The 23,342-nt window shown below is 58.8% G+C and carries 26 protein-coding genes and 2 pseudogenes; 16 read left to right on the top strand and 12 right to left on the bottom strand.

Annotation, left to right across the window (positions count from 1 at the left end):
- Nucleotides 1-219 precede the first annotated feature (219 nt).
- Nucleotides 220-918 (top strand): orotidine-5'-phosphate decarboxylase, encoded by a 699-nt coding sequence (pyrF, locus tag ALO64_RS04950; protein WP_044343816.1) that lies wholly within the window; start codon nucleotides 220-222, stop codon nucleotides 916-918.
- Nucleotides 919-985: 67 nt separating this feature from the next.
- On the opposite strand, the gene ALO64_RS04945 is transcribed toward pyrF, so the two are convergent.
- Complete coding sequence (locus ALO64_RS04945; protein ID WP_002552829.1) at nucleotides 986-1,993, bottom strand: NADP-dependent oxidoreductase; 1,008 nt, start codon at nucleotides 1,991-1,993, stop codon at nucleotides 986-988.
- Between the two features lie 231 nt (nucleotides 1,994-2,224).
- Between ALO64_RS04945 and ALO64_RS04940 the strand changes: the two genes are divergently transcribed.
- Nucleotides 2,225-3,160 (top strand): S66 peptidase family protein, encoded by a 936-nt coding sequence (locus ALO64_RS04940; protein WP_044343801.1) that lies wholly within the window; start codon nucleotides 2,225-2,227, stop codon nucleotides 3,158-3,160.
- Between the two features lie 30 nt (nucleotides 3,161-3,190).
- Here the strand turns inward: ALO64_RS04940 and ALO64_RS04935 are convergent, their stop codons facing one another.
- Together ALO64_RS04935 and ALO64_RS04930 are read right to left on the bottom strand one after the other, a co-directional pair.
- On the bottom strand, nucleotides 3,191-4,384 hold the full coding sequence (locus tag ALO64_RS04935) for a benzoate/H(+) symporter BenE family transporter (RefSeq protein WP_044343802.1): 1,194 nt from the start codon (nucleotides 4,382-4,384) through the stop codon (nucleotides 3,191-3,193).
- A 116-nt stretch (nucleotides 4,385-4,500) separates the two neighbouring features.
- A complete protein-coding gene (locus ALO64_RS04930; RefSeq protein WP_004658431.1) occupies nucleotides 4,501-4,971 on the bottom strand; it encodes a MarR family transcriptional regulator in 471 nt (156 codons plus the stop codon).
- 82 nt (nucleotides 4,972-5,053) lie between these two features.
- Between ALO64_RS04930 and ALO64_RS04925 the strand changes: the two are divergent.
- The 3 genes and pseudogenes from ALO64_RS04925 to ALO64_RS04915 all read left to right on the top strand — a co-directional run bounded on the left by ALO64_RS04925 (nucleotide 5,054) and on the right by ALO64_RS04915 (nucleotide 7,279).
- Nucleotides 5,054-6,221: pseudogene (locus ALO64_RS04925) on the top strand (aminotransferase-like domain-containing protein).
- 38 nt (nucleotides 6,222-6,259) lie between these two features.
- Nucleotides 6,260-6,862, top strand: coding sequence for a glutathione S-transferase family protein (locus ALO64_RS04920; RefSeq protein WP_002552833.1), 603 nt, complete (start codon nucleotides 6,260-6,262; stop codon nucleotides 6,860-6,862).
- Nucleotides 6,863-6,892: 30 nt separating this feature from the next.
- Nucleotides 6,893-7,279, top strand: coding sequence for a lysozyme inhibitor LprI family protein (locus ALO64_RS04915; protein WP_005782962.1), 387 nt, complete (start codon nucleotides 6,893-6,895; stop codon nucleotides 7,277-7,279).
- 21 nt (nucleotides 7,280-7,300) lie between these two features.
- On the opposite strand, the gene ALO64_RS04910 is transcribed toward ALO64_RS04915, so the two are convergent.
- The 5 genes from ALO64_RS04910 to ALO64_RS04890 all read right to left on the bottom strand — a co-directional run bounded on the left by ALO64_RS04910 (nucleotide 7,301) and on the right by ALO64_RS04890 (nucleotide 10,414).
- A complete protein-coding gene (locus ALO64_RS04910) occupies nucleotides 7,301-7,678 on the bottom strand; it encodes a glutathione S-transferase N-terminal domain-containing protein (protein WP_004658436.1) in 378 nt (125 codons plus the stop codon).
- Nucleotides 7,679-7,753: 75 nt separating this feature from the next.
- The gene (gene folE / locus ALO64_RS04905) at nucleotides 7,754-8,299 is read right to left on the bottom strand and encodes a GTP cyclohydrolase I FolE (RefSeq protein ID WP_002552836.1); all 546 of its coding nucleotides are present in this window, start codon (nucleotides 8,297-8,299) and stop codon (nucleotides 7,754-7,756) included.
- Between the two features lie 448 nt (nucleotides 8,300-8,747).
- Nucleotides 8,748-9,311 carry a Smr/MutS family protein gene (locus tag ALO64_RS04900; protein WP_044343803.1) on the bottom strand — a complete coding sequence of 188 codons (564 nt, stop codon included), beginning with the start codon at nucleotides 9,309-9,311 and terminating at the stop codon, nucleotides 8,748-8,750.
- A gap of 45 nt (nucleotides 9,312-9,356) precedes the next feature.
- Complete coding sequence (locus tag ALO64_RS04895; RefSeq protein ID WP_005731486.1) at nucleotides 9,357-9,674, bottom strand: hypothetical protein; 318 nt, start codon at nucleotides 9,672-9,674, stop codon at nucleotides 9,357-9,359.
- A gap of 149 nt (nucleotides 9,675-9,823) precedes the next feature.
- A complete protein-coding gene (locus tag ALO64_RS04890) occupies nucleotides 9,824-10,414 on the bottom strand; it encodes a cysteine hydrolase family protein (protein ID WP_002552839.1) in 591 nt (196 codons plus the stop codon).
- Nucleotides 10,415-10,675: 261 nt separating this feature from the next.
- Between ALO64_RS04890 and prmB the strand changes: the two genes are divergently transcribed.
- Complete coding sequence (gene prmB / locus ALO64_RS04885) at nucleotides 10,676-11,584, top strand: 50S ribosomal protein L3 N(5)-glutamine methyltransferase (protein ID WP_002552840.1); 909 nt, start codon at nucleotides 10,676-10,678, stop codon at nucleotides 11,582-11,584.
- A gap of 43 nt (nucleotides 11,585-11,627) precedes the next feature.
- Here the strand turns inward: prmB and ALO64_RS04880 are convergent, their stop codons facing one another.
- Both ALO64_RS04880 and ALO64_RS04875 read right to left on the bottom strand, forming a co-directional pair.
- The gene (locus ALO64_RS04880) at nucleotides 11,628-12,431 is read right to left on the bottom strand and encodes a hypothetical protein (protein ID WP_002552841.1); all 804 of its coding nucleotides are present in this window, start codon (nucleotides 12,429-12,431) and stop codon (nucleotides 11,628-11,630) included.
- 101 nt (nucleotides 12,432-12,532) lie between these two features.
- On the bottom strand, nucleotides 12,533-13,561 hold the full coding sequence (locus tag ALO64_RS04875; protein WP_044343804.1) for an alpha/beta hydrolase: 1,029 nt from the start codon (nucleotides 13,559-13,561) through the stop codon (nucleotides 12,533-12,535).
- Nucleotides 13,562-13,700: 139 nt separating this feature from the next.
- Between ALO64_RS04875 and aroC the strand changes: the two genes are divergently transcribed.
- The 6 genes and pseudogenes from aroC (at nucleotide 13,701) to ALO64_RS04845 (ending at nucleotide 18,909) form a co-directional block, all read left to right on the top strand.
- Nucleotides 13,701-14,792: a chorismate synthase gene (gene aroC / locus ALO64_RS04870; RefSeq protein WP_044343817.1), complete on the top strand. Its 1,092-nt coding sequence runs from the start codon at nucleotides 13,701-13,703 to the stop codon at nucleotides 14,790-14,792.
- Nucleotides 14,793-14,822: 30 nt separating this feature from the next.
- A pseudogene (locus ALO64_RS04865) lies at nucleotides 14,823-15,990 on the top strand (MFS transporter).
- Nucleotides 15,987-16,601 (top strand): methylthioribulose 1-phosphate dehydratase, encoded by a 615-nt coding sequence (locus tag ALO64_RS04860; protein ID WP_005731490.1) that lies wholly within the window; start codon nucleotides 15,987-15,989, stop codon nucleotides 16,599-16,601. The pseudogene ALO64_RS04865 and the gene ALO64_RS04860 overlap by 4 nt, the downstream one beginning before the upstream one ends.
- An 82-nt stretch (nucleotides 16,602-16,683) precedes the next feature.
- On the top strand, nucleotides 16,684-17,229 hold the full coding sequence (locus ALO64_RS04855) for a 1,2-dihydroxy-3-keto-5-methylthiopentene dioxygenase (RefSeq protein ID WP_002552846.1): 546 nt from the start codon (nucleotides 16,684-16,686) through the stop codon (nucleotides 17,227-17,229).
- A gap of 16 nt (nucleotides 17,230-17,245) precedes the next feature.
- Nucleotides 17,246-17,929 (top strand): acireductone synthase, encoded by a 684-nt coding sequence (mtnC, locus tag ALO64_RS04850; protein WP_002552847.1) that lies wholly within the window; start codon nucleotides 17,246-17,248, stop codon nucleotides 17,927-17,929.
- A gap of 257 nt (nucleotides 17,930-18,186) precedes the next feature.
- Nucleotides 18,187-18,909, top strand: coding sequence for a helix-turn-helix transcriptional regulator (locus ALO64_RS04845; RefSeq protein ID WP_005731492.1), 723 nt, complete (start codon nucleotides 18,187-18,189; stop codon nucleotides 18,907-18,909).
- A 109-nt stretch (nucleotides 18,910-19,018) separates the two neighbouring features.
- On the opposite strand, the gene ALO64_RS04840 is transcribed toward ALO64_RS04845, so the two are convergent.
- Nucleotides 19,019-19,297, bottom strand: coding sequence for a DUF3509 domain-containing protein (locus ALO64_RS04840; RefSeq protein ID WP_044343805.1), 279 nt, complete (start codon nucleotides 19,295-19,297; stop codon nucleotides 19,019-19,021).
- Between the two features lie 356 nt (nucleotides 19,298-19,653).
- Between ALO64_RS04840 and ALO64_RS04835 the strand changes: the two genes are divergently transcribed.
- The gene (locus ALO64_RS04835; protein ID WP_044343806.1) at nucleotides 19,654-20,199 is read left to right on the top strand and encodes an ankyrin repeat domain-containing protein; all 546 of its coding nucleotides are present in this window, start codon (nucleotides 19,654-19,656) and stop codon (nucleotides 20,197-20,199) included.
- Nucleotides 20,200-20,295: 96 nt separating this feature from the next.
- Nucleotides 20,296-20,814, top strand: a complete 519-nt coding sequence (locus tag ALO64_RS04830; protein ID WP_044343807.1) for a hypothetical protein — start codon at nucleotides 20,296-20,298, stop codon at nucleotides 20,812-20,814.
- On the opposite strand, the gene ALO64_RS04825 is transcribed toward ALO64_RS04830, so the two are convergent.
- Nucleotides 20,811-21,737: a ZIP family metal transporter gene (locus tag ALO64_RS04825; protein ID WP_044343808.1), complete on the bottom strand. Its 927-nt coding sequence runs from the start codon at nucleotides 21,735-21,737 to the stop codon at nucleotides 20,811-20,813. The genes ALO64_RS04830 and ALO64_RS04825 overlap by 4 nt on opposite strands.
- Before the next feature lie 152 nt (nucleotides 21,738-21,889).
- Here ALO64_RS04825 and ALO64_RS04820 point away from each other — a divergent pair, with 152 nt between their 5' ends.
- Together ALO64_RS04820 and speE are read left to right on the top strand one after the other, a co-directional pair.
- Complete coding sequence (locus ALO64_RS04820; protein ID WP_002552853.1) at nucleotides 21,890-22,081, top strand: PLDc N-terminal domain-containing protein; 192 nt, start codon at nucleotides 21,890-21,892, stop codon at nucleotides 22,079-22,081.
- A gap of 189 nt (nucleotides 22,082-22,270) precedes the next feature.
- Nucleotides 22,271-23,131 (top strand): polyamine aminopropyltransferase, encoded by an 861-nt coding sequence (gene speE, locus ALO64_RS04815; RefSeq protein ID WP_004661359.1) that lies wholly within the window; start codon nucleotides 22,271-22,273, stop codon nucleotides 23,129-23,131.
- Nucleotides 23,132-23,342 lie beyond the last annotated feature (211 nt).

The raw sequence follows: 23,342 nt of genomic DNA, 5'->3' as shown, positions 1-23,342 counted from the left end.
TCGTGTTGCTTCAAAACGGGTCGTTTACAGAACGCTGCAGTGAACCGATTCATCGGGTTGTGCAGGTTTGGTGCAGGCCATCGAAGCAGTGGTCGCTGCGGGTGCAGGGAATCATGACTTTTTATGGACGCGACTGGCTAAATGCCGATCTACGGGTCCCGTCTGCTCGCCGGTTCGGCTACAATGCGCGCCGATTTCGACTTACCTGAGACCACGCTCATGTCCGCCTGCCAGACTCCTGTCATCGTCGCCCTGGATTTTCCGACCCGTGAAGCCGCCTTGCGGTTGGCTGATCAGCTCGATCCCAAGCTGTGCAGGGTCAAGGTCGGCAAGGAGCTGTTCACCAGTTGCGCGGCCGATATCGTCGAGACCCTTCGCAACAAGGGCTTCGAGGTGTTTCTTGATCTCAAATTCCACGATATCCCCAATACCACGGCGATGGCGGTCAAGGCCGCTGCCGAGATGGGCGTGTGGATGGTCAACGTGCACTGCTCAGGCGGACTGCGCATGATGACGGCGTGCCGCGAAGTGCTGGAGCAGCGCAGCGGTCCTCAACCACTGCTGATTGGCGTTACCGTTCTGACCAGTATGGAGCGGGAAGACCTTGCCGGTATCGGCCTGGACATTGATCCGCAGGTGCAGGTGCTGCGCCTTGCCGCGCTGGCCGAGAAGGCCGGTATGGACGGTCTGGTCTGTTCGGCGCTGGAAGCGCAGGCCCTGAAAGCGGCTCACCCGTCGTTGCAACTGGTGACGCCCGGCATTCGTCCTGCGGGCAGTGCGCAGGACGACCAGCGCCGCATTCTGACTCCGCGCCAGGCTCTGGACGTCGGCTCCGATTATCTCGTCATCGGCCGCCCGATCAGCCAGGCAGCTGACCCGGCAAAGGCCCTGGCTGCGGTGGTTGCCGAGCTGGCTTGAGCGCGAGGACGCACAGCGTCAGGCAAGGCACCCCATGCCGAAGCATGAGGTGTCCGGCCCGCGAGCTTTATTCCACTTTCAAGATCAGCTTGCCCTGGTTCTCACCGCTGAACAGCATCTGGAAGGTTTCCGGGAAAGTCTCGAGACCGTCGACGATATGCTCCTTGCTCTTGAGCTTGCCTTCCTTGATCCAGCCCGCCATTACCTGACCGGCTTCAGCGAAGCGCTCGGGGTGGTCGAGTACGATGAAGCCTTCCATGCGTGCACGGTTGACCAGCAGTGACATGTAGTTGGCCGGGCCTTTGATCGCCGTGGTGTTGTTGTACTGACTGATGGCACCGCAGATCACCACGCGCGCGCCGACCGCCAGCTGGCTGAGCGCCGCGTCCAGAATGTCGCCGCCAACGTTGTCGAAGTACACGTTCACGCCATCCGGACAGTGGCGCTTCAAACCATCCATAACGTCTTCGGACTTATAGTCGATGGCTGCATCGAAGCCCAGTTCTTCGGTCAGTAAACGACATTTTTCTGCGCCTCCTGCGATGCCGACAACCCGGCAGCCCTTGAGCTTGGCAATTTGTCCGGCGACGCTGCCGACAGCACCCGCTGCACCGGAAATCACTACGGTATCACCGCTTTTTGGCTGGCCGACATCCAGCAGCGCCAGGTAGGCAGTCATGCCGGTCATGCCCAGAGCAGACAGATAAAGCGGTAGCGGGGCAAGGCTGGTATCGACCTTGTAAAAGCCTTTTGGCTCGCCCACGAAGTAATCCTGAACGCCAAGTGCGCCTTGCAGATGGTCGCCTACAGCAAATTTCGGGTTTTTCGATTCAAGCACTTCGCCCACGCCCAGGGCGCGCATCACTTCGCCCAGCTTTACGGCCGGAATGTAGGATTTTCCGTCATTCATCCAGCCACGCATCGCCGGGTCCAGCGACAGGTATTTGTTCCTGACCAGTATCTGGCCTTCGGCAAGTGCGGTGACCGGAGCCTCTTGATAGGTGAAGTCTTCACGGCGCACATCGCCCGACGGACGCTTGGCGAGCAGGAACTGGCGGTTGGAAAGATCAGTCATGGCAGGGTCTCCAGAAAATGGTTCAAAGATGGATTCAAACGCTCGCCGCGTTGCTCAGGCAAGAAGCGATCATCAAGCGAATGCTGTTTGATCCATGTGATTGATAGGAGTCCGTTGCGGCTTTGGCGTTCAGACGGATCTGCAGATGACGCATGCTGAAGGCCGATAGGGCTTGAGTCAGTTGCGGCTGTGCTCTAGATTCGTCGCTCGACAAACACCTGGGTGACCGTAATGCCAGCTATATCTAAACCGACGCTTTACCCTAAGGTTCTGAGCGCTGGCGACGCCGTGGCGTTGGTGTCGCCTGCCGGGCCGGTTGACCCTGGCAAAATCGACGCTGCGGTCGAAGTACTCAAGGGGTGGGGGCTGCGTCCGCGTGTCTATCCGCATGCACTGGGCAAATACTCATTCTATTCGGGGACCGACGAGGAGCGGCTTGCTGACCTAAATGCCGCGCTGGCTGATCCGGAGATCCGTGCGGTCATCTGCAACCGCGGCGGCTATGGCGTGCAGCGAATTGTCCAGCAGGTGGATATGGACGCTGTGCGTCGTGACCCCAAGCTGGTGACCGGCTTTTCCGATATCACCGCACTACATGGTGCGCTATGGAACCATGCGCGTCTGGCCACTATTCATGGCCCGGTCGCCTCGCAGCTGGAACGCGGTGGCCTGTTCGTCAGCGGCATGCACCATGTGCTGATGAGTACCGAGCCGGTATTGCTCAAGGCCGATCATGCCTCACCAACGGCGAAGGTCAGAACCGGCGGCAGCGCGCAGGGCCTGTTGCTGGGCGGCAATCTGTGCATCCTCGATACTTCGGTGGGTACGCCGTTCATGCCCGACATGACCGGTGCGATTTTGCTCATCGAAGAGGTCAACGAACCGGCCTATCGGGTTGACCGCATGCTGACCCATCTGGGTAACTGCGGCATCCTTGCGCGTCTGGCGGGTGTCGCGGTGGGCGAGTTCACCCCTGCCGCGAACACCGGCGGCACCATCAGCCCCGCCGATGTGCTGCTGGAACGGCTGGGCAGTCTGGGCATTCCGGTGCTGGGCGGCTTGCCGGTAGGGCATGGAGATCTCAATCAGGCCTTGCCACTCGGAACGCAGGCAATACTTGATGCAGATGCCGGAACCTTGCTGGTATCGGCCGCTGCCCGCAGTTGATTGCTGTTTTGCCATACGCTTGAGGCAGGCTTATCCGGCCTTGCGTGCATTGAGGATCAGCATGGTCAGCAGGCCCGCAACAATGCCCCAGAATGCCGAACCTATGGAAAACAGCGTCAGCCCTGAGGCCGTCACCATAAAGGTGATAAGAGCGGGTTCGCGCTCGCGGGGCTCGGCCATGGCCACGGTCAGGCCATTGGTGATCGAACCGAGCAGCGCCAGTGCGGCAATCGAAATCATCAGCTCCGTGGGGAACGCACTGAACAGACCTGCCAGCGTGGCGCCGAAAATCCCGGCGATTGCGTAGAAAATCCCGGCCCATATCGCCGCTGTGTAGCGTTTGGACTTGTCTTCGTGCGCATGAGGGCTGGTACAGATGGCGGCGCTGATGGCGGCCAGGTTGATCCCGTGGCAGCCGAACGGTGCGGTAAGCAAAGAAGCAAAGCCTGTTACCGATATCAGCGGTGAGGTAGGCGGGTAGTAACCGTCGGCTCGCAACACCGCCACACCCGGCATGTTCTGTGAGGTCATGGCCACCACGAACAGCGGAATGCCGATGCTGACCGTCGCGGCCCAGGAAAACTCGGGAGTGGTCCAGACCGGCATGGCGACTTGCAGTGCCAGATCGCTGAAGTTCAGCAAGCCCAGCGCGCCCGATATCCCGATGCCCACCAGCAATGCGAGCAGCACCGAGTAGCGTGGGGAAAGACGCTTCACCACCAGATACGTGAAAAACATGCCCAATACCAGGCTGGTGCGGTGCTGGGCGGCGATAAAAATTTCACTGCCGATCCTGAACAGGATTCCCGCCATCAAGGCCGCAGCCAGCGAGGCTGGCAAACGCCGCACGATACGTTCGAAGCTGCCCGTTACGCCGCACAGAATAACCAGCAGCGCGCTGGTCATGAACGCGCCAATCGCCTGCGGGTATGCCACACCACCCAGACCGGTGATCAGCAGTGCGGCACCGGGTGTGGACCACGCGACAGTAATCGGCATGCGGTAGCGCAACGAAAGGCCGATGCTGCACACCGCCATGCCCATGAACAACGCCCACAGCCAGGACGAAATCTGCACGCTGCTCAGACCGGCCGCCTGTCCGGCCTGAAACATCAGCACCAGTGAGCTGGTGCAGCCAGTCATCATAGCAATGAAGCCGGCAACCACCGCAGACGGCGATGAGTCGGTCAGCGGGCGCAATGGTGCCTTGAGGGTTTCGTTCATGCAGGGCGTTCCTTGAAGCGGGCAGGTAGCAAAGGACGCCAAGCCTAAACGCATGACCACTCGGCTTTACGATACAGCGATACGAGTAACCGCCAGCACAGTTGCGACAGTGGCATTTACTCGACGTCAGTCCCGATTGGACACGCACCGGATTGCAGTGTCTGGCCCAGCGCGAGGTTGACTGTCATCCAGCCATCCACCGCTTCCTGACCCGCTTCGGCGAACACGCGTTGCAGAAGCTTGACCTGTTCACGCCGCAACGCCTGCTCGAAACGGGCGCCTTCATCGGTGAGCCCGAGTAGTCGTTTGCGTTTGTCGGTTTCCGGGGCGGTGCTGTGCACCAGGTCCATGCCGATCAATTGGCGCAGCGGGGCATTGAGCGCCTGCTTGCTCACGCCCAATACCGTGAGCAGTTCCTTGACGCTCAGTTCGGGATAGCGAGCGATGAAAAATACAATGCGCTGATGCACGCGACTGAAGCCGCGCTTGGCCAGCATTTCATCAGCCTTGGCGGTGAACGCCTGGTAGCCGAAGAAGAAGGCTTCCATGGCCATTTGTTGATTGGCAGGTTTTTTCAAGTCAAGCATGTTGACGTATCCGGGCTGGGCGTCGTAATTTGAGTCAACAAGTTTGACTTATTTTCCTTCGTCTCGGCTACAGGTAAGTGCCATGGCTTTTTCCGAACGCGTTTCCCGTCTGAAAAGTTCTCTGATTCGCGAGATCCTCGCCGCCGCTCAGCGCCCGCAAGTGATGTCGTTCGCCGGTGGCCTGCCTGCCGAGTCGATGCTGCCCAAAGTCGAGTGGGCTGACATGCCTGTTTTTCTGGGCCAGTACGGCATGAGCGAGGGCGAACCTGCGCTGCGCGAAGCGCTGGCTGCCGACGCCCGCGCCCTGGGTATTGCTTGCAATGCCAGTCAGGTCATGGTGGTCAGTGGTTCTCAACAGACGCTGGACCTTGCGGCCAAGCTCTACATCGACAAAGGCACCGAGATTCTGCTTGAAGCACCCACCTACCTGGCGGCGCTGCAGATATTTCAGCTGTTTGGTGCCGACTGCATCACTGTGCCCCTGCAGGCCGAAGGCCCGGACCTGGTTGCCATGCGCCAGCGCCTGGAGCAGCACAGGCCCGCATTCGCCTACCTGATCCCGACGTTCCAGAACCCCTCGGCAGTGCGCTACAGCCAGGCCAGCCGCGATGCGGTTGCGGCGTTGCTTGACGAGTTCTGCGTTACGTTGATCGAGGATGAGCCGTACCGCGAGTTGAGTTTTGACGGCGGCAGTGCCAGGCCGATTGTCAGCGGCCTGAAGACAGCAAGCTGGATCTACACCGGCACGGTCTCCAAAACGCTATTGCCCGGCCTGCGTGTGGGTTATCTGATCGCCAGTCCCGATCTGTTTCCGAACCTGTTGCGCCTGAAGCAGTCCGCCGATCTACATACCAATCGCCTTGGCCAATGGCAGGCCTTGCAGTGGATTGGCACTGAGCACTATCGTGAACATCTGCTGACGCTGTGCGAGTTCTACCGTGGTCGCCGGGATTGCATTCGAGGATGCCTTGCAGACGCATTTTTCAGACCTGGCCGAGTGGAACAGCCCGCAAGGCGGATTGTTCTTCTGGCTGACTCTGAAACAGCCGCTGGACACCCGTACCTTGCTGGATGTCGCGTTGGCGCAGGACGTCGCGTTCATGCCGGGCGAACCTTTTTTTGCTGACCCGGACGCCAATCACGGCCATCTGCGCCTCAATTTCAGTCATATCGACCCGGCGCGTCTGAATGAAGGCATAAAACGACTGGCGTCCGTGGTCCGTGCGGCACAGAATCTGAAAGCCGCCTGATCAGAGCCGGCAATACAGGCATATCGAGGGAGCAGGCGATGTACAAGGTTTATGGCGATTACAACTCGGGCAACTGCTACAAGGTCAAGTTGATGCTTAACCTGTTGGGCAGTGAGTACGAGTGGGTGCCGGTCGATATTCTTAATGGCGAAACCCAGACCCCGGCTTTTCTGGAGAAGAACCCAAACGGCAAGATCCCGGTGTTGGAACTGGAAGACGGCACTTGTCTATGGGAGTCCAATGCGATTCTCAATTTTCTGGCTGATGGTTCCAGGTATCTTCCGAGCGAACCGCGGCTGCGCACCCAGGTTCTGCAATGGCAGTTTTTCGAGCAGTACAGCCATGAGCCGTCGGTGGCGGTTGCCCGCTTCATCCAGTTCTATCTGGGCTTGCCGGCTGAACGCATGACCGAGTATCGGGCCATGCAGAAATCCGGTTATCGAGCGCTGGCGGTCATGGAGCAGCAGCTTGATCGCACACCGTTTCTGGTCGGTGAGAATTTCTCCATCGCCGATATCGCCCTGTACGCCTATACCCATGTCGCTCATCAGGGCGGTTTCGATCTGGCACCTTACACCGGAATTCGGCGCTGGCTGGATCGAGTCAAGGCGCAACCGGGTTATGTCGGTATGCTGGATTGATGCACCCATTGGCTGAATAAAAGGAAATTTATGCGTGTTTCAATAGCACTTCTGGCCGCTTTCATCGCGCTGGGTATCGGCTGCTCGGCACAGGCTCAGGATTGCGATGCCAATCAGGCCAGCATGAATCAGTGTGCTGCCAATGAGCTGTCGGCGCTCGATGCTGATCTCAACAAGCAGTATAAGGCGCAGATGACGTGGCTGAAGACGCCGGCCAAAAAGCAGGCGTTCAAGGATGCACAACTGAAGTGGATAGCCCTGCGTGACGCCGATTGCCTGTATCAGGCTGGCAAGCCCGAGGATTCAGGCTCCATATGGCCGTTGCTGCAATCGCAATGCCTGGCTGACCAGACCCGCGTGCGCCTCAAGCAGTTGCAAGCCTATGTCGCCTGCCGCGAGGAAGGTTGCCCGCGTTGAGGCACGTCGGGCACGAGGTGTTCAGATCGCGCCGAACCGCTGATTCAGGTAGTCGATAATGACCTTGGATTCGTACATCCACACGGTTTTGTCGCCTTCTTCGATTCGCAGGCAAGGCACCTTGATTTTGCCGCCCTCATTAAGCAGCGTCTGACGGTCAAGCTCGTTGTTCTTCGCATCGCGCAAAGCGACAGGAACATTGAGACGGTGCAGGGTGCGACGGGTTTTCACGCAGAACGGGCAGGCGTGGAACTGGTACAGCGTCAGGTCCTGAGCCGCCTCCGCGACAGCCGCCTGGGCCTGCGGATCGCGCTTTTTCCTGCTCGGGCGGGTCAGGAAGTCGATACCGATGACGAGCTGGCCAAGGCCGACTCTTAACGCTTTCATGAACACGGTCATACCTCTTGCGGACAGTGGCGGGAATCGACCGGACGTTCAGTGTGCGCCGTGGCACGTGAACGCTGGCTGAACGGGTCACTTGATCAGGCTGAGAAACTCACTGCGAGTGGCAGCGTTTTCACGGAATTCGCCGAGCATCACTGACGTGATCATGGCCGAGTTCTGCTTCTCGACACCGCGCATCATCATGCACATGTGCTTGGCTTCGATCACCACCGCCACACCCAGTGCACCGGTAACCTGCTGGATGGCCTCGGCGATCTGACGGCTGAGGTTTTCCTGGATCTGCAGGCGGCGGGCGTACATATCAACGATCCGCGCCACTTTCGATAGGCCCAGCACCTTGCCGTTGGGAATGTAGGCGACATGTGCTTTGCCAATGAACGGCAGCAGATGATGCTCGCACAGCGAGTACAGCTCGATGTCCTTGACCATGACCATTTCACTGGCATCGGAGCTGAACAGCGCGCCGTTGGTGACTTCTTCCAGCGTTTGCGCGTAACCGCGACACAGGTACTGCATGGCCTTGGCGGCGCGTTTGGGGGTGTCCAGCAGACCTTCGCGCGAGACGTCCTCGCCCAGTTGCCCGAGTATGGCGGTGTAATTCTGTTCCAGTGTCACAGGGGTGTGTTTCCGTGTGGGTTTCGATGGGTGCGAGGGCTGGCCCGTCGCCGACGGCGCACATAGTAACTTACGCAAGAGTGCGGGTGCACGGCAGCGCTGCAAATCAACCGGGCGTTATGCGTTTTGTATCGTAGCGCTTACACGTTGGCGACCAGATCGCTACCCACTTCCCCGGTGCGGCGCTGTCTGACTGTGCAGGTTATTAATCAATTGCCTGTCGAGAGAGTGAATCCGGATGTTGAGTCGAGTAGCAAAAATAGCGTTGTTCGCAATCGTACTGTCGTCGGTTTCCGGCTGCTGGCCGTTTTGGCCTGGTCCGGGCGGACATGGCGGCGGCGGTGGCCATCATGAAGGGGGTGGACCTGGTGGCCCGGGCGGTCCTGGCCCGCGCTGAGTAATACGCCGGGCAGCAGATTGCTGTCCGGCAAGAGGGGCGCGAGGAGGATTACTCGTCGCGTCCTTCCATCATGGTGCGTCTGAGTATCACGTACACCGCACCCGCACCCGCACCGCCATGCTTGGCCAGGCATGAACAAAAGCCCAGTACCTGCGAATGCTGACGCAGCCAGGTGTTGACGTGGCTCTTGATCATGGGGCGCTTGCCGTCCAGGCGTACCGCCTTGCCGTGGGTGACACGTACGCAGCGTATTTCCAGTCGGGTCGCTTCAGCCAGAAACTCCCACAGCGTCTCACGCGCCACTTCCACGCTCATGCCGTGTAAGTCCAGGCTGCCTTCGAAGCTGATCTGCCCGAGCTTGAGCTTGCGCATCTGGCCTTCCTGCACGACGTCACGCGACCAGCTCAGGACATCTTCCGGACCGACATCGATCACGAATTGATCCGACAAGCCGTCGACGGTCACCGAATCGGTGCGCACAGTCGCCGACTGACGCAGGCGGGCCAGCATTTTTCGATCGGTCTTGGGTTTGCCGACATCGGCATGTTCATGCTTGAGCGGCTTTACGCCGCGCGTTTCGCTTCTGAACAGGGAAAAATCGTCGTCTTGCATGGGGCCTCCGCGAAGGAAGCCATTCTAACCGTTCAAGCGCCAGAGTCAGTTGTGTTTTTTCATCAGGTGCGCCGAGATACTCAAGCCGCTGGCACTGCGTTGACGGCGGCAGCGGCGCCATAGCCAGACACCCAGATAAAGCACCAGCAACCCGCCGATGGCGACAAATGCGGCGCCTCCAGGGCTGGCATTCAGCTCGCCGAGCATCTGCGGGTGAACGGTCAGGCTGGAAACTCCGGCAACGGTCAGCAACACGCCTGACGCCAAAAGAAGCAGCGCGATCAGCGTACCGATGCGTTTGCCCCAGTTGCCCTGACCCCTGGGGCGCAGGCGACGTGCATCGAAACCATCTGACGTTTTCATGCCTTTTCCTCAATAGGTATCGGCTCAATGGAGTATCGGCGCTGTGACCCGGAGAATAAGGGGTGGTTCCCGCCTCAGGGATGATACGAGCCGGCAAGGGATAGGCGGTTATGTGAATAAGCCCACACAACCACTCGTTCCGGCGCAGATCAGATCAGGTCTTTGGTCAGCGCCAGTGTGGCGAAGTTGTCGGCCATGATCGCCATCTCGGTTCTATGCACCACCTGCGCGCTGACGACGCCGTGCGGGCTCGGCAAGTCGCGGGTTGCGCAGGCATCGTCGACCAGTGTGCAGCGATAACCATAGTCCTTGGTAGCGCGAACCGTGGTGCTGATGCTCGAGTGGCTCATGAAGCCGCAGACGATCAGGTCCAGATGACCCAGCTTTTGCAGAAGATCATGCAGCCCGGTGCCGTTGAAAGCGTTGGGCAGGCGTTTTTCGACCAGATGTTCGTCGTCCTTTGGTAACAGCTCCGGCACCAGTTGACCGCGCTCGCCCTGTGGGTCGAACAGGCCGCCCACAGTGCCCAGATGGCGAATATGAACAATCGGGCACTTGACCGCACGGGCCTTCTCGACCAATTGGCAGATGTTGGCCAGGGCTTCGTCGACGCCGGTCAGGGCCAGCGGGCCACTGAGGTATTCTTTCTGGGCATCGATGATGATCAGCGTCGCATTGCTCAAATTGGCGGGCGCATGCACCCGGCCGCTGAGTTGGAACATGGTCTTTAAATCGGACATTCACGGGCTCCTTGGTGTGGGGCTTTTGTGACATTGTCCTCTGGCTGAGGCGTTCTGGGAATGGCAACCATCGCAGGCCACGGTTTTTATGGCCAGCAGGGCAGTTGGCGGTGGGGGTGGCTGGCGGTTTGCCTTGATGGCAGTACGCGAATCATGGAAACTTCCATGCCTATCGGGTACGAAGAATGTGCATTGTTCGGAACCAGACTTTTACCGTGGCTCGTCTTACAGCAGCTCGTCGCCTTTCCAAGGAGTTTGTCCATGATCACTTCCCGTTTGCGTACCGTGCGCGACCATATACGGTGGGCCGTCAGCCGCTTTCACGAGGAAGACGTATTTTTCGGTCATGGCACCGACAATGCCTGGGATGAAGCGCGGCAGTTGGTGCTGGGCGCATTGCATCTGCCTTGGGAAATCGCCGACAGCTACCTGGATTGTCGCCTGGAAGTCGATGAAATATCCGAACTGCAACGCCTGATCAAACGCCGAATCGATGACCGTGTGCCAACGCCGTATCTGCTGGGCGAAGCCTGGTTTTGCGGTATGTCGTTCATTGTCGATGACCGTGTATTGATCCCGCGTTCACCTATTGCCGAGCTGATCGAAGAGCGTTTCGCGCCCTGGCTGGCCAACGAACCAGCACGGATTCTCGACCTGTGCACTGGCTCTGGTTGCATCGGTATCGCCTGTGCCGAGGTGTTTCCCGAAGCTGAGGTGGCCTTGGCCGACTTGTCCTACGACGCACTGGAGGTGGCTAACCAGAACATCGAGCGTCACGGTATGGAGGATCGCGTCTACACCGTGCAGGGCGACGGGTTCGACGGTTTGCCGGGTCAGCGCTTCGACCTGATCGTGTCCAACCCGCCCTATGTGGACGCCGAAGACTTTGCCGACATGCCCGACGAGTATCAGCATGAGCCTGAGCTGGCGCTGGCCTGTGGCAGCGATGGTCTGAACCTGGTACGCCGTATGCTTGCGCAGGCAGCCGATCACCTGAACGAGAAAGGCTTGCTGATCGTCGAAGTAGGCAACAGCCAGGTACACGTGCAGGCGCTGTACCCGGAAGTTGATTTCGCCTGGCTGGATTTCCAGCGCGGTGGTCACGGGGTGTTCATGCTCACAGCAGAACAGTGCCGCAACCATCAGGCGTTGTTCCAGTCGAAGGTTTGATAGGGAAGACTGAGAGAAGGGGGAGCTGAGATCAGCTCCTTTTTTATCGGTGGGTCGCGATCCAGATCAACAGTCCCGCCTGAAACACTGCGAAGGTCACCAGGCAGGCAATCGTGAAGCGCAGACCGGCGTCCTCGCGCTTGTACTTGCCGACCCGGTCCTCGTGCTGGCGAATGGTCACTTCCTGTTCGATCAGGTTCTTCTCGGCCTTTTCCAGCATTTGCGAGGCTTCGAGAATTTCGATGATCTGCACCTTGTCGTTGTTCCAGGTGCTGTGCAGGTTGCCGACGTGTACGTCCTTGATGGTGCCTTTCATGTGCTGGGCATCGGCGTACGCTACTTCAAAACCCAAGGTGCGCAGAAAGTGGTCACGACGCAGGCGTGTGTCTTCGTTCAGGCCGTCCTTGCTCGCCAGCGCTACGCCTTCAATCTTGTAGGATGACCATCTTTTCTGCGCCCAATGCACGGCATGGGCGATCATGAAACGACCGATGCCGCGGTTCCACGGCTCGATCTGCAAGCCTGATTCGGGACCGAAGCGCACAGTGCGCTTTTCGTGATCGGCCCAGACATCCAGATTGTTCTGCTCCTTGCGGACCCGTTGGCCTGGCAGCTGCACATTGATGCGCAGCAGGCTCAATTCCTTGCTGTGCCGCTCGGCACGACCAAACTGCACAAAACGCAAGGGCCGTCCGCCGGTGGCGCGGTCGGTAGGCTGTGGTGCCAGACGCAACATCTGAAAGTTCTCGGGCAGAACGTCTTCCCACGGCTGCGGCGATGCCTGAACCTCGGCTTCTACGCTTTCGGGTGCTGCAGTGGTTTCAGTCATGATATTCGCGTCAGTCATAATGGTGTCCTTTCCTGGGCCTTGCACCGGGATACTTGCAACGGAACAAGAAGCCAGCAAACCGCTATCGGCCTGATATCCGAAGACTGAAGGGTTTGCAATTATCTGACGTCAGATTTTTTTCCTGGTTGGGGCAGGGCCTTGATGAAGGCCAGGATCCGCTTGGTCACTTCACTGGCCAGCGGCTGGGTCGGGTTGCGGTAGGACAACAACTGCTGCTGTAAGTCGTCTGGCACGATACGCAACACATGATTCATTCCGTCGATCAGGGCCAGTTCGGCATCCGGTCTGGCTTTTTGCAGCAGCAGGGCATCGCCCACGCCCACCTGAATGTCGTTGCGCCCCTGAACAATCAGCGCCGGAATGTGCACTGCACCGAAGGCTGCGGCGGGGTCCTGGCGAAACAGCGAGATCAGATACGGCTGGACACTGGGGCGAAATACCACTTCCAGCTCGGCGGGCACGTTGTCGTCGGTCTTGCCCGCCTTCAGTTCATCGAGCAATTGATTGCTGCGTTGCAGCAGATCCGGTGGCAAGCGCTCCTGAAATTGTTCGCGCAGCACCTGATCGACAGGCCGTCCGGTGCCTGCCACGGAAATCAGCGCTGCTGCACCCACTTTTTCAGCCGCCAGCGTCGCCACCAGCGCACCCTCGCTGTGGCCCAGAAGAATCAGCTGGCCGAGGCGCGGGTTGGCTTTGAGCGCTCTGGCCCAGAGTTGAACATCGGCCACGTAGCGCTCGACGCTCAGGTTGCGTTCATCCGGTGTAACTGCCTTGCTGGCTGCGACGCCGCGTTTGTCGTAGCGCACGCTGGCGATATTGTTTTTAGCCAGAACCACCGCCAGGCGTTTCATGCTGTCGTTGCGTCCACCCTCAGGGTTGTTGCCGTCGCGGTCGGTGGGGCCGGAACCGGCGATGATCAGCACCACCGGGACCGGTTTGTCCGAACGGGGCATTAGCAGAGTGCCGTACAGTTTGCCGTTTTCGGTATCCACCGTGATCGGCCGCTGCACCACGCTGGGCGCCGCAGCACTGGCTGTTCCGGCGATTAGGCTCAGGGTCAATGTTATCGGCAGGGCCAGCAGACGCAGCGCGTTTGGTACTCGAAGCAGGGAATTACCGGATAACATCGCAAGGCCATCATGGGGAGAGTCTCGCTTGGACGCGCGGCGTGACAGAAGGTTCGAGGATGAACTGAACCGCGAGCCTGCGTATACTGGCGCTTGGTTTAACGATCTGGTTTTTTGGCTGATTTTTCGGAGCGCCCGCATGTCCGGCAACACTTTCGGCAAGCTGTTCACTGTCACCACCGCCGGCGAAAGCCACGGCCCGGCGCTGGTCGCTATCGTCGACGGCTGCCCGCCGGGGCTGGAGCTGGACCTGCAAGACCTGCAGCGTGATCTGGACCGGCGCAAGCCAGGCACCAGCCGTCATACCACGCAGCGTCAGGAGGCCGATGAGGTCGAGATCCTCTCCGGCGTCTTCGAGGGCAAAACCACCGGTGCCTCCATAGGCCTGCTGATCCGCAACACTGACCAGAAGTCCAAGGACTATTCGGCCATCAAGGACCTGTTCCGTCCGGCCCATGCCGATTACACCTACCACCACAAGTACGGTATTCGCGATTACCGCGGCGGCGGTCGCAGTTCGGCACGGGAAACCGCCATGCGCGTGGCAGCGGGGGCGATTGCCAAGAAATACCTGGCAACCCAGGGCATTGTCATTCGCGGCTACATGAGCCAGTTGGGCCCGATCCAGATCCCGTTCAAGACCTGGGATTCGGTAGAAGACAACGCGTTTTTCTGCCCAGACCCTGACAGGGTGCCGGAACTGGAGGCCTACATGGATCAGCTGCGTCGTGATCAGGACTCGGTCGGGGCGAAAATAACGGTAGTAGCCGAAGGCGTAATGCCCGGCCTCGGCGAGCCGATCTTTGATCGTCTGGACGCCGAGCTGGCACACGCGCTGATGAGCATCAATGCGGTCAAGGGCGTAGAGATCGGTGCCGGTTTCGACTGCGTTGCACAACGCGGCACCGAGCACCGCGACGAGATGACCCCACAGGGTTTCCTGTCCAATCAGGCGGGCGGCATTCTCGGCGGCATTTCCTCCGGCCAGCCGATCATTGCGCATCTGGCGCTCAAGCCAACCTCCAGCATCACCACGCCGGGGCGCTCGATCGATACCGATGGCAATGCGGCCGACGTCATTACCAAAGGCCGGCACGACCCGTGTGTCGGCATTCGCGCCACACCGATTGCCGAGGCGATGATGGCCATCGTGTTGCTCGATCATCTGCTGCGTCATCGCGGTCAGAACGCCGATGTCAGCGTCAACACACCTGTGCTGGGACAGTTGTAATGCGCGCTGTCACGGTCGCGGACTGCTAGCGTGACGCAAACATCCGGCGGACAGCTTCCTTACTGGCGGCTGTCCGGGTTCTACGTGTGCTATTTCGCCTTGCTCGGCCTGTCTGCGCCGTTCATGGCCCTTTATCTTCATCACTTGGGTTTTTCCAGCTCACGCATAGGCGAACTGATCGCCATCCCTATGCTGATGCGCTGCGTTGCGCCCAATCTCTGGGGGTGGCTGGGTGATCACACCGGTTGGCGTCTGAACATTGTGCGGTCTGGTGCCATCTGCACGTTGTTGGCGTTTTCGCTGATTCTGGTCGAAAAAAGCTATGCCTGGCTGGCGATGGTCATGGCGCTCTATGCGTTCTTCTGGCATGCCATCCTGCCGCAGTTCGAAGTCATCACCCTCGCGCACCTGCAAGGCCAGACCTCGCGTTACAGTCAGATCCGACTGTGGGGCTCGATCGGTTTCATTCTGGCGGTCGTGGTGCTGGGACGGGTGTTCGAATGGTTCAGTCTGGATCTGTTTCCTTACATCGCGCTGGCGATCATGGCCGGTATCGTTGTCAGCAGCTGGTGGGTGCCGAATGCGCATTCCTCACCGTCGAGCCGTGAAACCGTGTCGGGCGGCTTTCTCAGGCAACTGGCGCGTCCTGGTGTCTTGGCGTTCTACCTCAGTGTCGCGCTGATGGTGCTCAGCCATGGGCCGTATTACACCTTTTTGACCCTGCACCTCGAAGCGCTCGGTTACAGCCGTGGCCTGATCGGCCTGCTATGGGCGGTCGGTGTGGTGGCTGAAGTGCTGATGTTCATGGTCATGAGCCGGAATCTGCAGCGTTTCTCCGTGCGCCAGGTACTTACTGTTCGCCAGTTTTCTGCTGGCCGCATTGCGCTGGCTGCTGTTGGGGCTGTTTGCCGATCACCTGACCGCGCTGCTGATTGCTCAGGTGATGCACGCCGCCACGTTCGGCAGCTTTCACGCCGCCGCCATTCATTTCGTGCAAAGTAGCTTTGGCCCGCGTCAGCAAGGACAGGGGCAGGCACTGTATGCCGCGTTGTCCGGCGTGGGTGGCGCGCTGGGCGCTCTGTATTCCGGTTACAGCTGGAACGCGCTGGGGCCAGCCTGGACGTTTGCCATTGCCAGCCTTGTAGCCTTTGCCGCAGCCATCATGATTATCACACCCAAGAAAGAGGAAGGTGTATGAGCCGCGAACAACTTAGCGTGGAAATAATCGAGGCCGGGCGCTTCCTGTATGGCCGCGGCTGGTCGCCTGCCACCAGCAGCAATTACTCCGCGCGTCTTTCAGCCACCGAGGCGCTGCTGACCGTATCCGGCAGGCACAAGGGCCAGTTGGGTCCTGACGATGTGCTGGCTACCGATATGGCAGGCAACAGCCTGGAGCCCGGGAAAAAGCCGTCTGCTGAAACCTTGCTGCACACCCAGTTGTACAGCAGCAGGCCACAGGTCGGCGCGGTGCTGCACACCCACTCGGTGAATGCGACGGTGCTGTCGAGGCTGACTGCCGCCGATCATCTGGTGTTCGAGGATTACGAGCTGCAAAAGGCCTTTCATGGCGTGGTCACTCATCAGTCGCAGGTCGTGGTACCGATTTTCGACAACGATCAGGATATTGCCCGTCTCGCCGCAAAGGTGCAGCCTTGGCTGGACGCCCATCCCGAGTGCGCTGGTTACCTGATCCGCGGTCACGGTCTCTACACCTGGGGGGCGAAAATGAGCGACGCCTTGCGCCAGATCGAGGCGTTCGAGTTTCTTTTTGAATGCGAGCTTAAAATGCGCGCGGTATTGAACCGTTGAAAACGTCGTATTAAAACCAGCCTGTAAGCCTGACCGGCCTGTAAAAGCCGGAAGGTGGTGCCCTAAACCGAGGATTCATGCCATGAGCAGCCTGTCCGTTTATCACGTTTCAAGCCCTGACACGCCCAACAAGGTGCTGACCCATCTGGAAGATATTGCTTCGACGCTGGCCGAGCACGGTGTGGCGTTCGACCGTTGGGAGGCCGCGACGCCGATCACCCCCGGTGCCAGTCAGGAAGAGGTGATCAGCGCCTATCGCACCCAGATCGACAAGCTGATGACCGAGCGCGGTTATGTCACCGTGGACGTTATCAGTCTCAACAGCGATCATCCGCAAAAAGCCGAATTGCGCGCCAAATTTCTTGAAGAGCATCGGCATGGCGAGGACGAAGTGCGCTTTTTCGTAGCCGGGCGGGGCTTGTTCACATTGCACATCGACGACTACGTATACGCCGTGCTGTGCGAAAAGAACGACCTGATTTCCGTACCGGCCGGCACCCGGCACTGGTTCGATATGGGCGAAAACCCGCATTTCGTTGCCATCCGCCTGTTCAACAATCCGGAAGGCTGGGTGGCGAATTTTACCGGTGAAGACATTGCTGGCCGTTTTCCACGGCTGGAAGACTGACAGGAGCCCGATTCTGATGCCCATCAAAGCTATCCTCACGGATATTGAAGGCACCACCAGCGCAGTGAGTTTTGTTTTCGACGTGCTGTTTCCGTTTGCCAAAAAGCACCTGCCCGGGTTTGTTCGGCAAAACGCCGGACAACCGGCAGTGGCGTCGCAGCTGCAAGCGGTACGCACCGAGGCCGGCGAGCCTGACGCCGATGTCGAGCGGGTTATTGCAATACTGCTGGAATGGATTGCCGAAGACCGCAAGGCCACGCCGCTGAAAGCGTTGCAGGGCATGGTCTGGGAGCAGGGCTATAACGCCGGACAGCTCAAGGGCCATGTTTATCCGGATGCTGTCGATGCCTTGAAACACTGGCATCAACAGGGCTACAGGCTTTACGTTTATTCCTCGGGCTCAATTCAGGCTCAGCAATTGATTTTCGGCTGTTCCGAGGCGGGCGATCTGTCCGGTCTGTTCAGTGGTTACTTCGATACGACGTCCGGCCCCAAGCGCGAAGCGCAGTCCTACCGGACGATTGCGCAGGCAATCGAGTGTCCTGCCGAGAACATTCTGTTCCTCTCGGATATCGTCGAAGAGCTCGACGCAGCGCAGGCCGCTGGCATGATCACCTGCGGTCTGGCGCGTGACGGCGGGGTGCTTGCGGGTCACAGATATGTGAGCAGTTTCGCGCTCATCGACCCTGCTTCGTTCTAAACGACATCAGCCTGTCGTGCACGGCATTGCCCTGATGCCGAAGCATGCAAATCTGCCTGCCGCAAGGCTTGCACGCTATTTTCTGTAAGGAGCGTCCTGCTTTTGAGTGGGACGTTGCCTACCTGAAAGTGCGTTGAATCTGTTTGTTCTGCTCGTCATTCTTCAACGCGATTATTCGTGTAAGTTCTGCGCCCATCGCCCCCTGAGTCACGGACAACACCTGTACCGATTCACGGGCGCATAAGGAGCGGCAGCGGATGTGCAGTGCTATTAAAGAAAGCGCAAGCAGGGACTTATTGATACAGCAGATGGTGAGCACGATCAGCGAACTCGACGGCCAGACCGCCGTCGAGAATGCCCTCGAATGGCTAAGGCGCGAATGCAACAGTGAGCGGGCGATGTTCTATCAGTTCAAAGGGCCGGTGCTGCTGACGTTCATTACCTGCAATGTCGATGATGCCTGGGGCAAGGCTTACCGCCAGCGCGAGTTCATCACCCAGGATCCGGTCATCCGCTGTTATCGCAATCAGTTGGGATTTGTGAACTGGCAGGATGCATTCAGACAGTATCCGGTGTCAGCGTGTTACGAAGAAATCGTCGATACGTGCGAACTGCTTCCGGCCATTTCCTACGGCTACATGAACCATTGCCGTGGTGCCGACAGCGTGACGTCGGTTTGTACGCTGGGTGAAGTGGGGCGAGCGATCTCCGCTGAACAAAAATACCTCATGAGCAGTCTCATGCCGGTGCTGCACAGCGTTGCGCGGGGTTTGAAGTTCTGCTCTCGCGGTTTGACCCATCGGGAACTGGAGGTACTGCAGTGGGCCAGGGATGGAAAAACTGCCTGGGAGATCTCAATGATCCGCGACGTGTCGGAGTCGACGGTGAAGTATCACCTCAAGACCATCTATTCCAAGCTGGGTGTCGCCAATAGGGCGCAGGCGGTAGGCGAAGCGCTTTGCCGGGGTTTGATCAGGTAATCGACACCTGAAAACGCGGGCAAAAAAAAGCCGCGAGAACAAGGTGTAATCGCGGCAAACAAGGGATGAGAGCGTACAGCGGGTGCCGCCTGTCAAGGCGGCGGGAAAATCAACGGGTGTGGTAAGTCGGCAGGTCGAAGCGGTGCTGACTTTGCAGCATCGAAATAGCTGGCAACTCGCTGGCTTGTGCAGCCAGGTCGCGGCGGATAGCGCTGATTACCCATTCCAGTTGAACTGGAGTGTGCAACTGAGCATAAGACACGGAGCGACGGATCTGCTTGCCATCGTGAGTACGCAGTGACAACAGAACACCACCATCAGGACGTGGCTGGGTGGTAACGGTGTAGGCGGAGAATACGGAAGCGAATTTTTCTTGAATAAAAGTCATGTCTGGCGGCTCCATTGCTCATGGGATAATAAGCTTGGAAGTACTATTGCAGTGTCTGTGCCAGTCTTTGCACTTGAATTAAATCCTTTAAAATCAATGACTTGAAATATTCTCTATTTTAAGGCTTCGTGCATTTTGCATGAACACCCTTCGTGCGCCCTGCATTTTGCCGTTTCCTGCACGATGGATATCGGGCAGAAGGAGGATTGCATCGATTGCATCGATTGCGGTGATCAGGAGCAGGCATTGCGCATCCGCATCGATGCTGATCGAACAGCTGGCGAGACTTGAGGTCAGTGTGTGTATCGACGCCGGGTCAACGCATGCCCGGAGTACCGTGCGCCAAGGAGTAGTTAATGACCGATACAGATATCAGCGCTTCGCAAACCATGACTGAAGACGAAGCCGCCAAGTTCGCCGAGCAGGTATTCGATGTGGCTCGCCAGGGAAATGCAGTCATGCTGGAGCGTCTGCTTGAAAAAGGCCTGCCCGCAGACCTGCGCAACCACAAGGGCGATACGCTGCTGATGCTGGCCAGCTACCACTGCCATGCGGATGCGGTCCGTGTGCTGCTGAACCACAAGGCTGACCCTGAAATTCGTAACGATAATGGCCAGAGCCCCATCGCTGGCGCAGCGTTCAAGGGTGATCTGGCAGTGGTCAGGCTGCTGGTCGAGGCCGGTGCCGACGTCGACGGCGCCTCTGCCGATGGTCGTACTGCGTTGATGATGGCGGCCATGTTCAATCGCAACGAGATAGTCGATTACCTGATCAGTCAGGGCGCGGACCCGCATGCCACTGATGCCAAGGGCATCACGGCACTGGGTGCCGCTCAGGCAATGGGTGCGACTGTCACCATTGATCAACTGATCAAACTGGGTGTGCAGCCGGCCCGGTCCTGATGCCGAGTGCCTTCAGGGCATGAACACATAGAGGCGCGATGGATTTACCGTTATCCTTCGCGCCTCTTTTTTTTGCCCGTTATCAGGATCGCTCCCATGAAAGACTCACTGGTCGAATTAATCAGCAAAGTCAGCTCCGGCTGCATGGGCGACGACGAAATCGTGCGTATTGCCGATGAAGCCGCGCAGGCGTATGCCGACCCTCAGGCTTTTCTGGCCGCCAACCCTGATATCAACTACGACGATACCTTTCCGATTCCGCTGGGCGAATGGGTGGTGGTGGGCAGTCTGCCGGAAACCGTGCTGTTTCAGGCCGACAGTTATATGGACCTGTTTGAGCAGATCGTGCAGTCATTCGGCAAGGACGTGACGTTCAACATCAAGCCGAAACAATTGGCCAAGGTCGAACCACTGGTAGCGCTCAACCGGATTCAGATTCAATTGAGCAGCATGAACAAGGACATGGGCGGCTATGTGCTGATGAACTTCAGCCAGCCGCTGGATGACGAACTGCAAGCGGTGCTGGTGTATGGCCTTGACGAGGCGCGGGTGCTTGAACTGGCAGCGTTGGCCGGCATCCATGCCACACCCGCTCTGCAGGCATTGCGCGGTTAACCCAGCGCCGTGTCGAGAAACATCATTACCGCGAAGCCGCCCATCAGGCCGAGCGTCGCCGAGGTCTGATGGCCGTTGCGGTGGGTTTCCGGGATGACTTCATGGGACACCACGAAGATCATCGCACCTGCCGCCAGCCCCATGCTGAGCGGGTAGGCGATGGCAAACCCGCTGGAAATACCCAGGCCCACCAGCGCGCCCAGCGGCTCCATGAGTCCTGAACCGATGGCCACCAGCATTGCCTTGAATGCCGACAGCCCGGTAGCACGCAGGGCCAGCGCAATGGCCAGGCACTCAGGGATGTCCTGAATAGCAATGGCAGTAGTCAACGGCAGGCCGACGTTCATGTCGCCGCTGGCGAAGCTCACACCTATCGCCATGCCCTCCGGCAGGTTATGCAGGGTAATCGCCAGGACAAACAGCCAGACCCGGCTGATTCGCTCTGAATGAGGACCCTGACGGCCCACGCTTTCATGCTCGTGCGGGGTGAACTTGTCCAGCCCAAGCATCAACAGCACACCCAAACCCAGACCGGTCACTACCGTCGCAGCCGCCCAAGGGCCACTGTGGGTTATGCCCCGGGCGGCCTCCAGCCCGGGCAGTATCAGCGAGAACGAGCTGGCAGCCAGCATCATGCCGGCAGCAAAACCGAGCATGATGTCTTGAGCGCGTTGCGAAACGTTGCGCAGGGCGACCGCCATGACTGCACCCAGCGCCGTCGCCAGGAAGCCGGCCGTGCCGCCCAGCAGTGCATGATTGAAGTTGACCTGGCTAGTGCCATAGAAGGCGTTGTAAAGACTGATGCCGCCGAGGCCGACGACGATCAGCAGAGCAAGGGCGAAACCCAGGCTCACCAGCGGGCTGCCCTGAAGATGGTTAAACCATGTCGCCCAAGGCGTTCGGGGTTGTGCGGGCGTTGGCATGAAGACGGCTACCTGTGTGAGGGTGAAAGCGATAATGAATGAAATGCGAAGTCGACCCCCGTTGGGAGCCTGAGAATATAAGGTTGGTTCAACGGAACCCCCGAACGGCGCAACTATCCTAGGAAGGTAAGCATTCAATTAGGGGCAACACCATGGGTTCTAGTTTCAACGGCCTGGTCGGCTTGATCATTCTGGCGCTCGATATCTGGGCCATCATCAATGTCTTGAAAAGCGGCGCCGAGACCGGCAAGAAAATTCTCTGGGTATTGTTGATCGTGCTGTTGCCTGTTGTGGGCCTGATCATCTGGGCAATCCTCGGACCGCGTGGCAACGTGCGAATCTGATAAGCCGCCAGGTTATCAACGAACGCTTGATTACCCTGAGTAATCAGGCGTTTTTCGTTCATGGGCCAAGGCATTTGCAAGCAAGACGCTGCACAGAGGTTCGACCTGTCATGTTCCTCGACGTAGAATGCGCGCCTTTGTTGTGGGCGGTCGGCCGTCCTGTCATCAGTACCCAGCGGGAGCTTACCCATGAGCGATTATCAGGAAACGTTGTACGAAGGCTACGGCCAGCGCTTTCGTATGGAAAAAATGCTGCACGAAGTGCGTACCGAACACCAGCATCTGGTGATCTTCCAGAACCCGCGCATGGGCCGCGTCATGGCGCTGGACGGCGTGATCCAGACCACCGAGGCGGATGAGTTCATCTATCACGAAATGCTCACTCACGTGCCGATTCTGGCCCACGGCGCTGCCAAACGTGTACTGATCATTGGCGGCGGCGATGGCGGCATGCTGCGCGAAGTCGCCAAGCACCTGACCGTCGAGCACATCACCATGGTCGAGATCGACGCCACGGTGGTCGAGATGTGCAAGGAGTTCCTGCCCAATCACTCCAGTGGCGCTTTTGACGATTCGCGCTTGAACCTGGTCATCGACGACGGCATGCGCTTTGTCGCGACGACCGAAGAGAAGTTCGACGTGATCATCTCCGACTCCACTGATCCTATCGGTCCGGGCGAAGTGCTGTTTTCGGAGAACTTTTATCAGGCCTGTCATCGCTGCCTGAACGAAGGCGGCATTCTGGTTACCCAGAACGGTACGCCCTTCATGCAACTGAGCGGTGTGCAGACCACTGCAGGACGCATGAATGGCCTGTTTGCCGATTGGCATTTCTATCAGGCCGCCATCCCGACCTACATCGGCGGTGCAATGACTTTTGCCTGGGGCGCCACTGACAAGAGCTACCGCAAACTGCCACTGGAAACCCTGCGTCAGCGCTTCACGGGCAGCGGTATTGTTACGCGCTATTACAACCCGGAAGTTCACATTGGCGCATTCGCCTTGCCGCAGTACGTACTGCAGGCTGTGAGCAAGGCCAGCAACGACTGATCAATCGATCTGACGTTACCGGCCGGGTCAGCCTTAACGCCGCCTGAGAGGCGTTGAAGCGCGCAACTGGCGACAGAAATTTCACACTTTCTGTCCCAGAATTGCGCGCGAAGCTGAACAGGCACGCGTATTCATGGGCCGCCCCGGCCCCTGGCGACCTGCAATCAAGTAATATCTGCGCCCTGTCGTACGCCGCCCGCCCTCAGGGAGG

Source organism: Pseudomonas meliae (genome assembly GCF_001400515.1).
Classification (GTDB): Bacteria; Pseudomonadota; Gammaproteobacteria; order Pseudomonadales; family Pseudomonadaceae; genus Aquipseudomonas; species Aquipseudomonas amygdali.
Note: the sequence above shows the minus strand (reverse complement) of the source record. Positions and strands in the feature narration are given on the sequence as shown.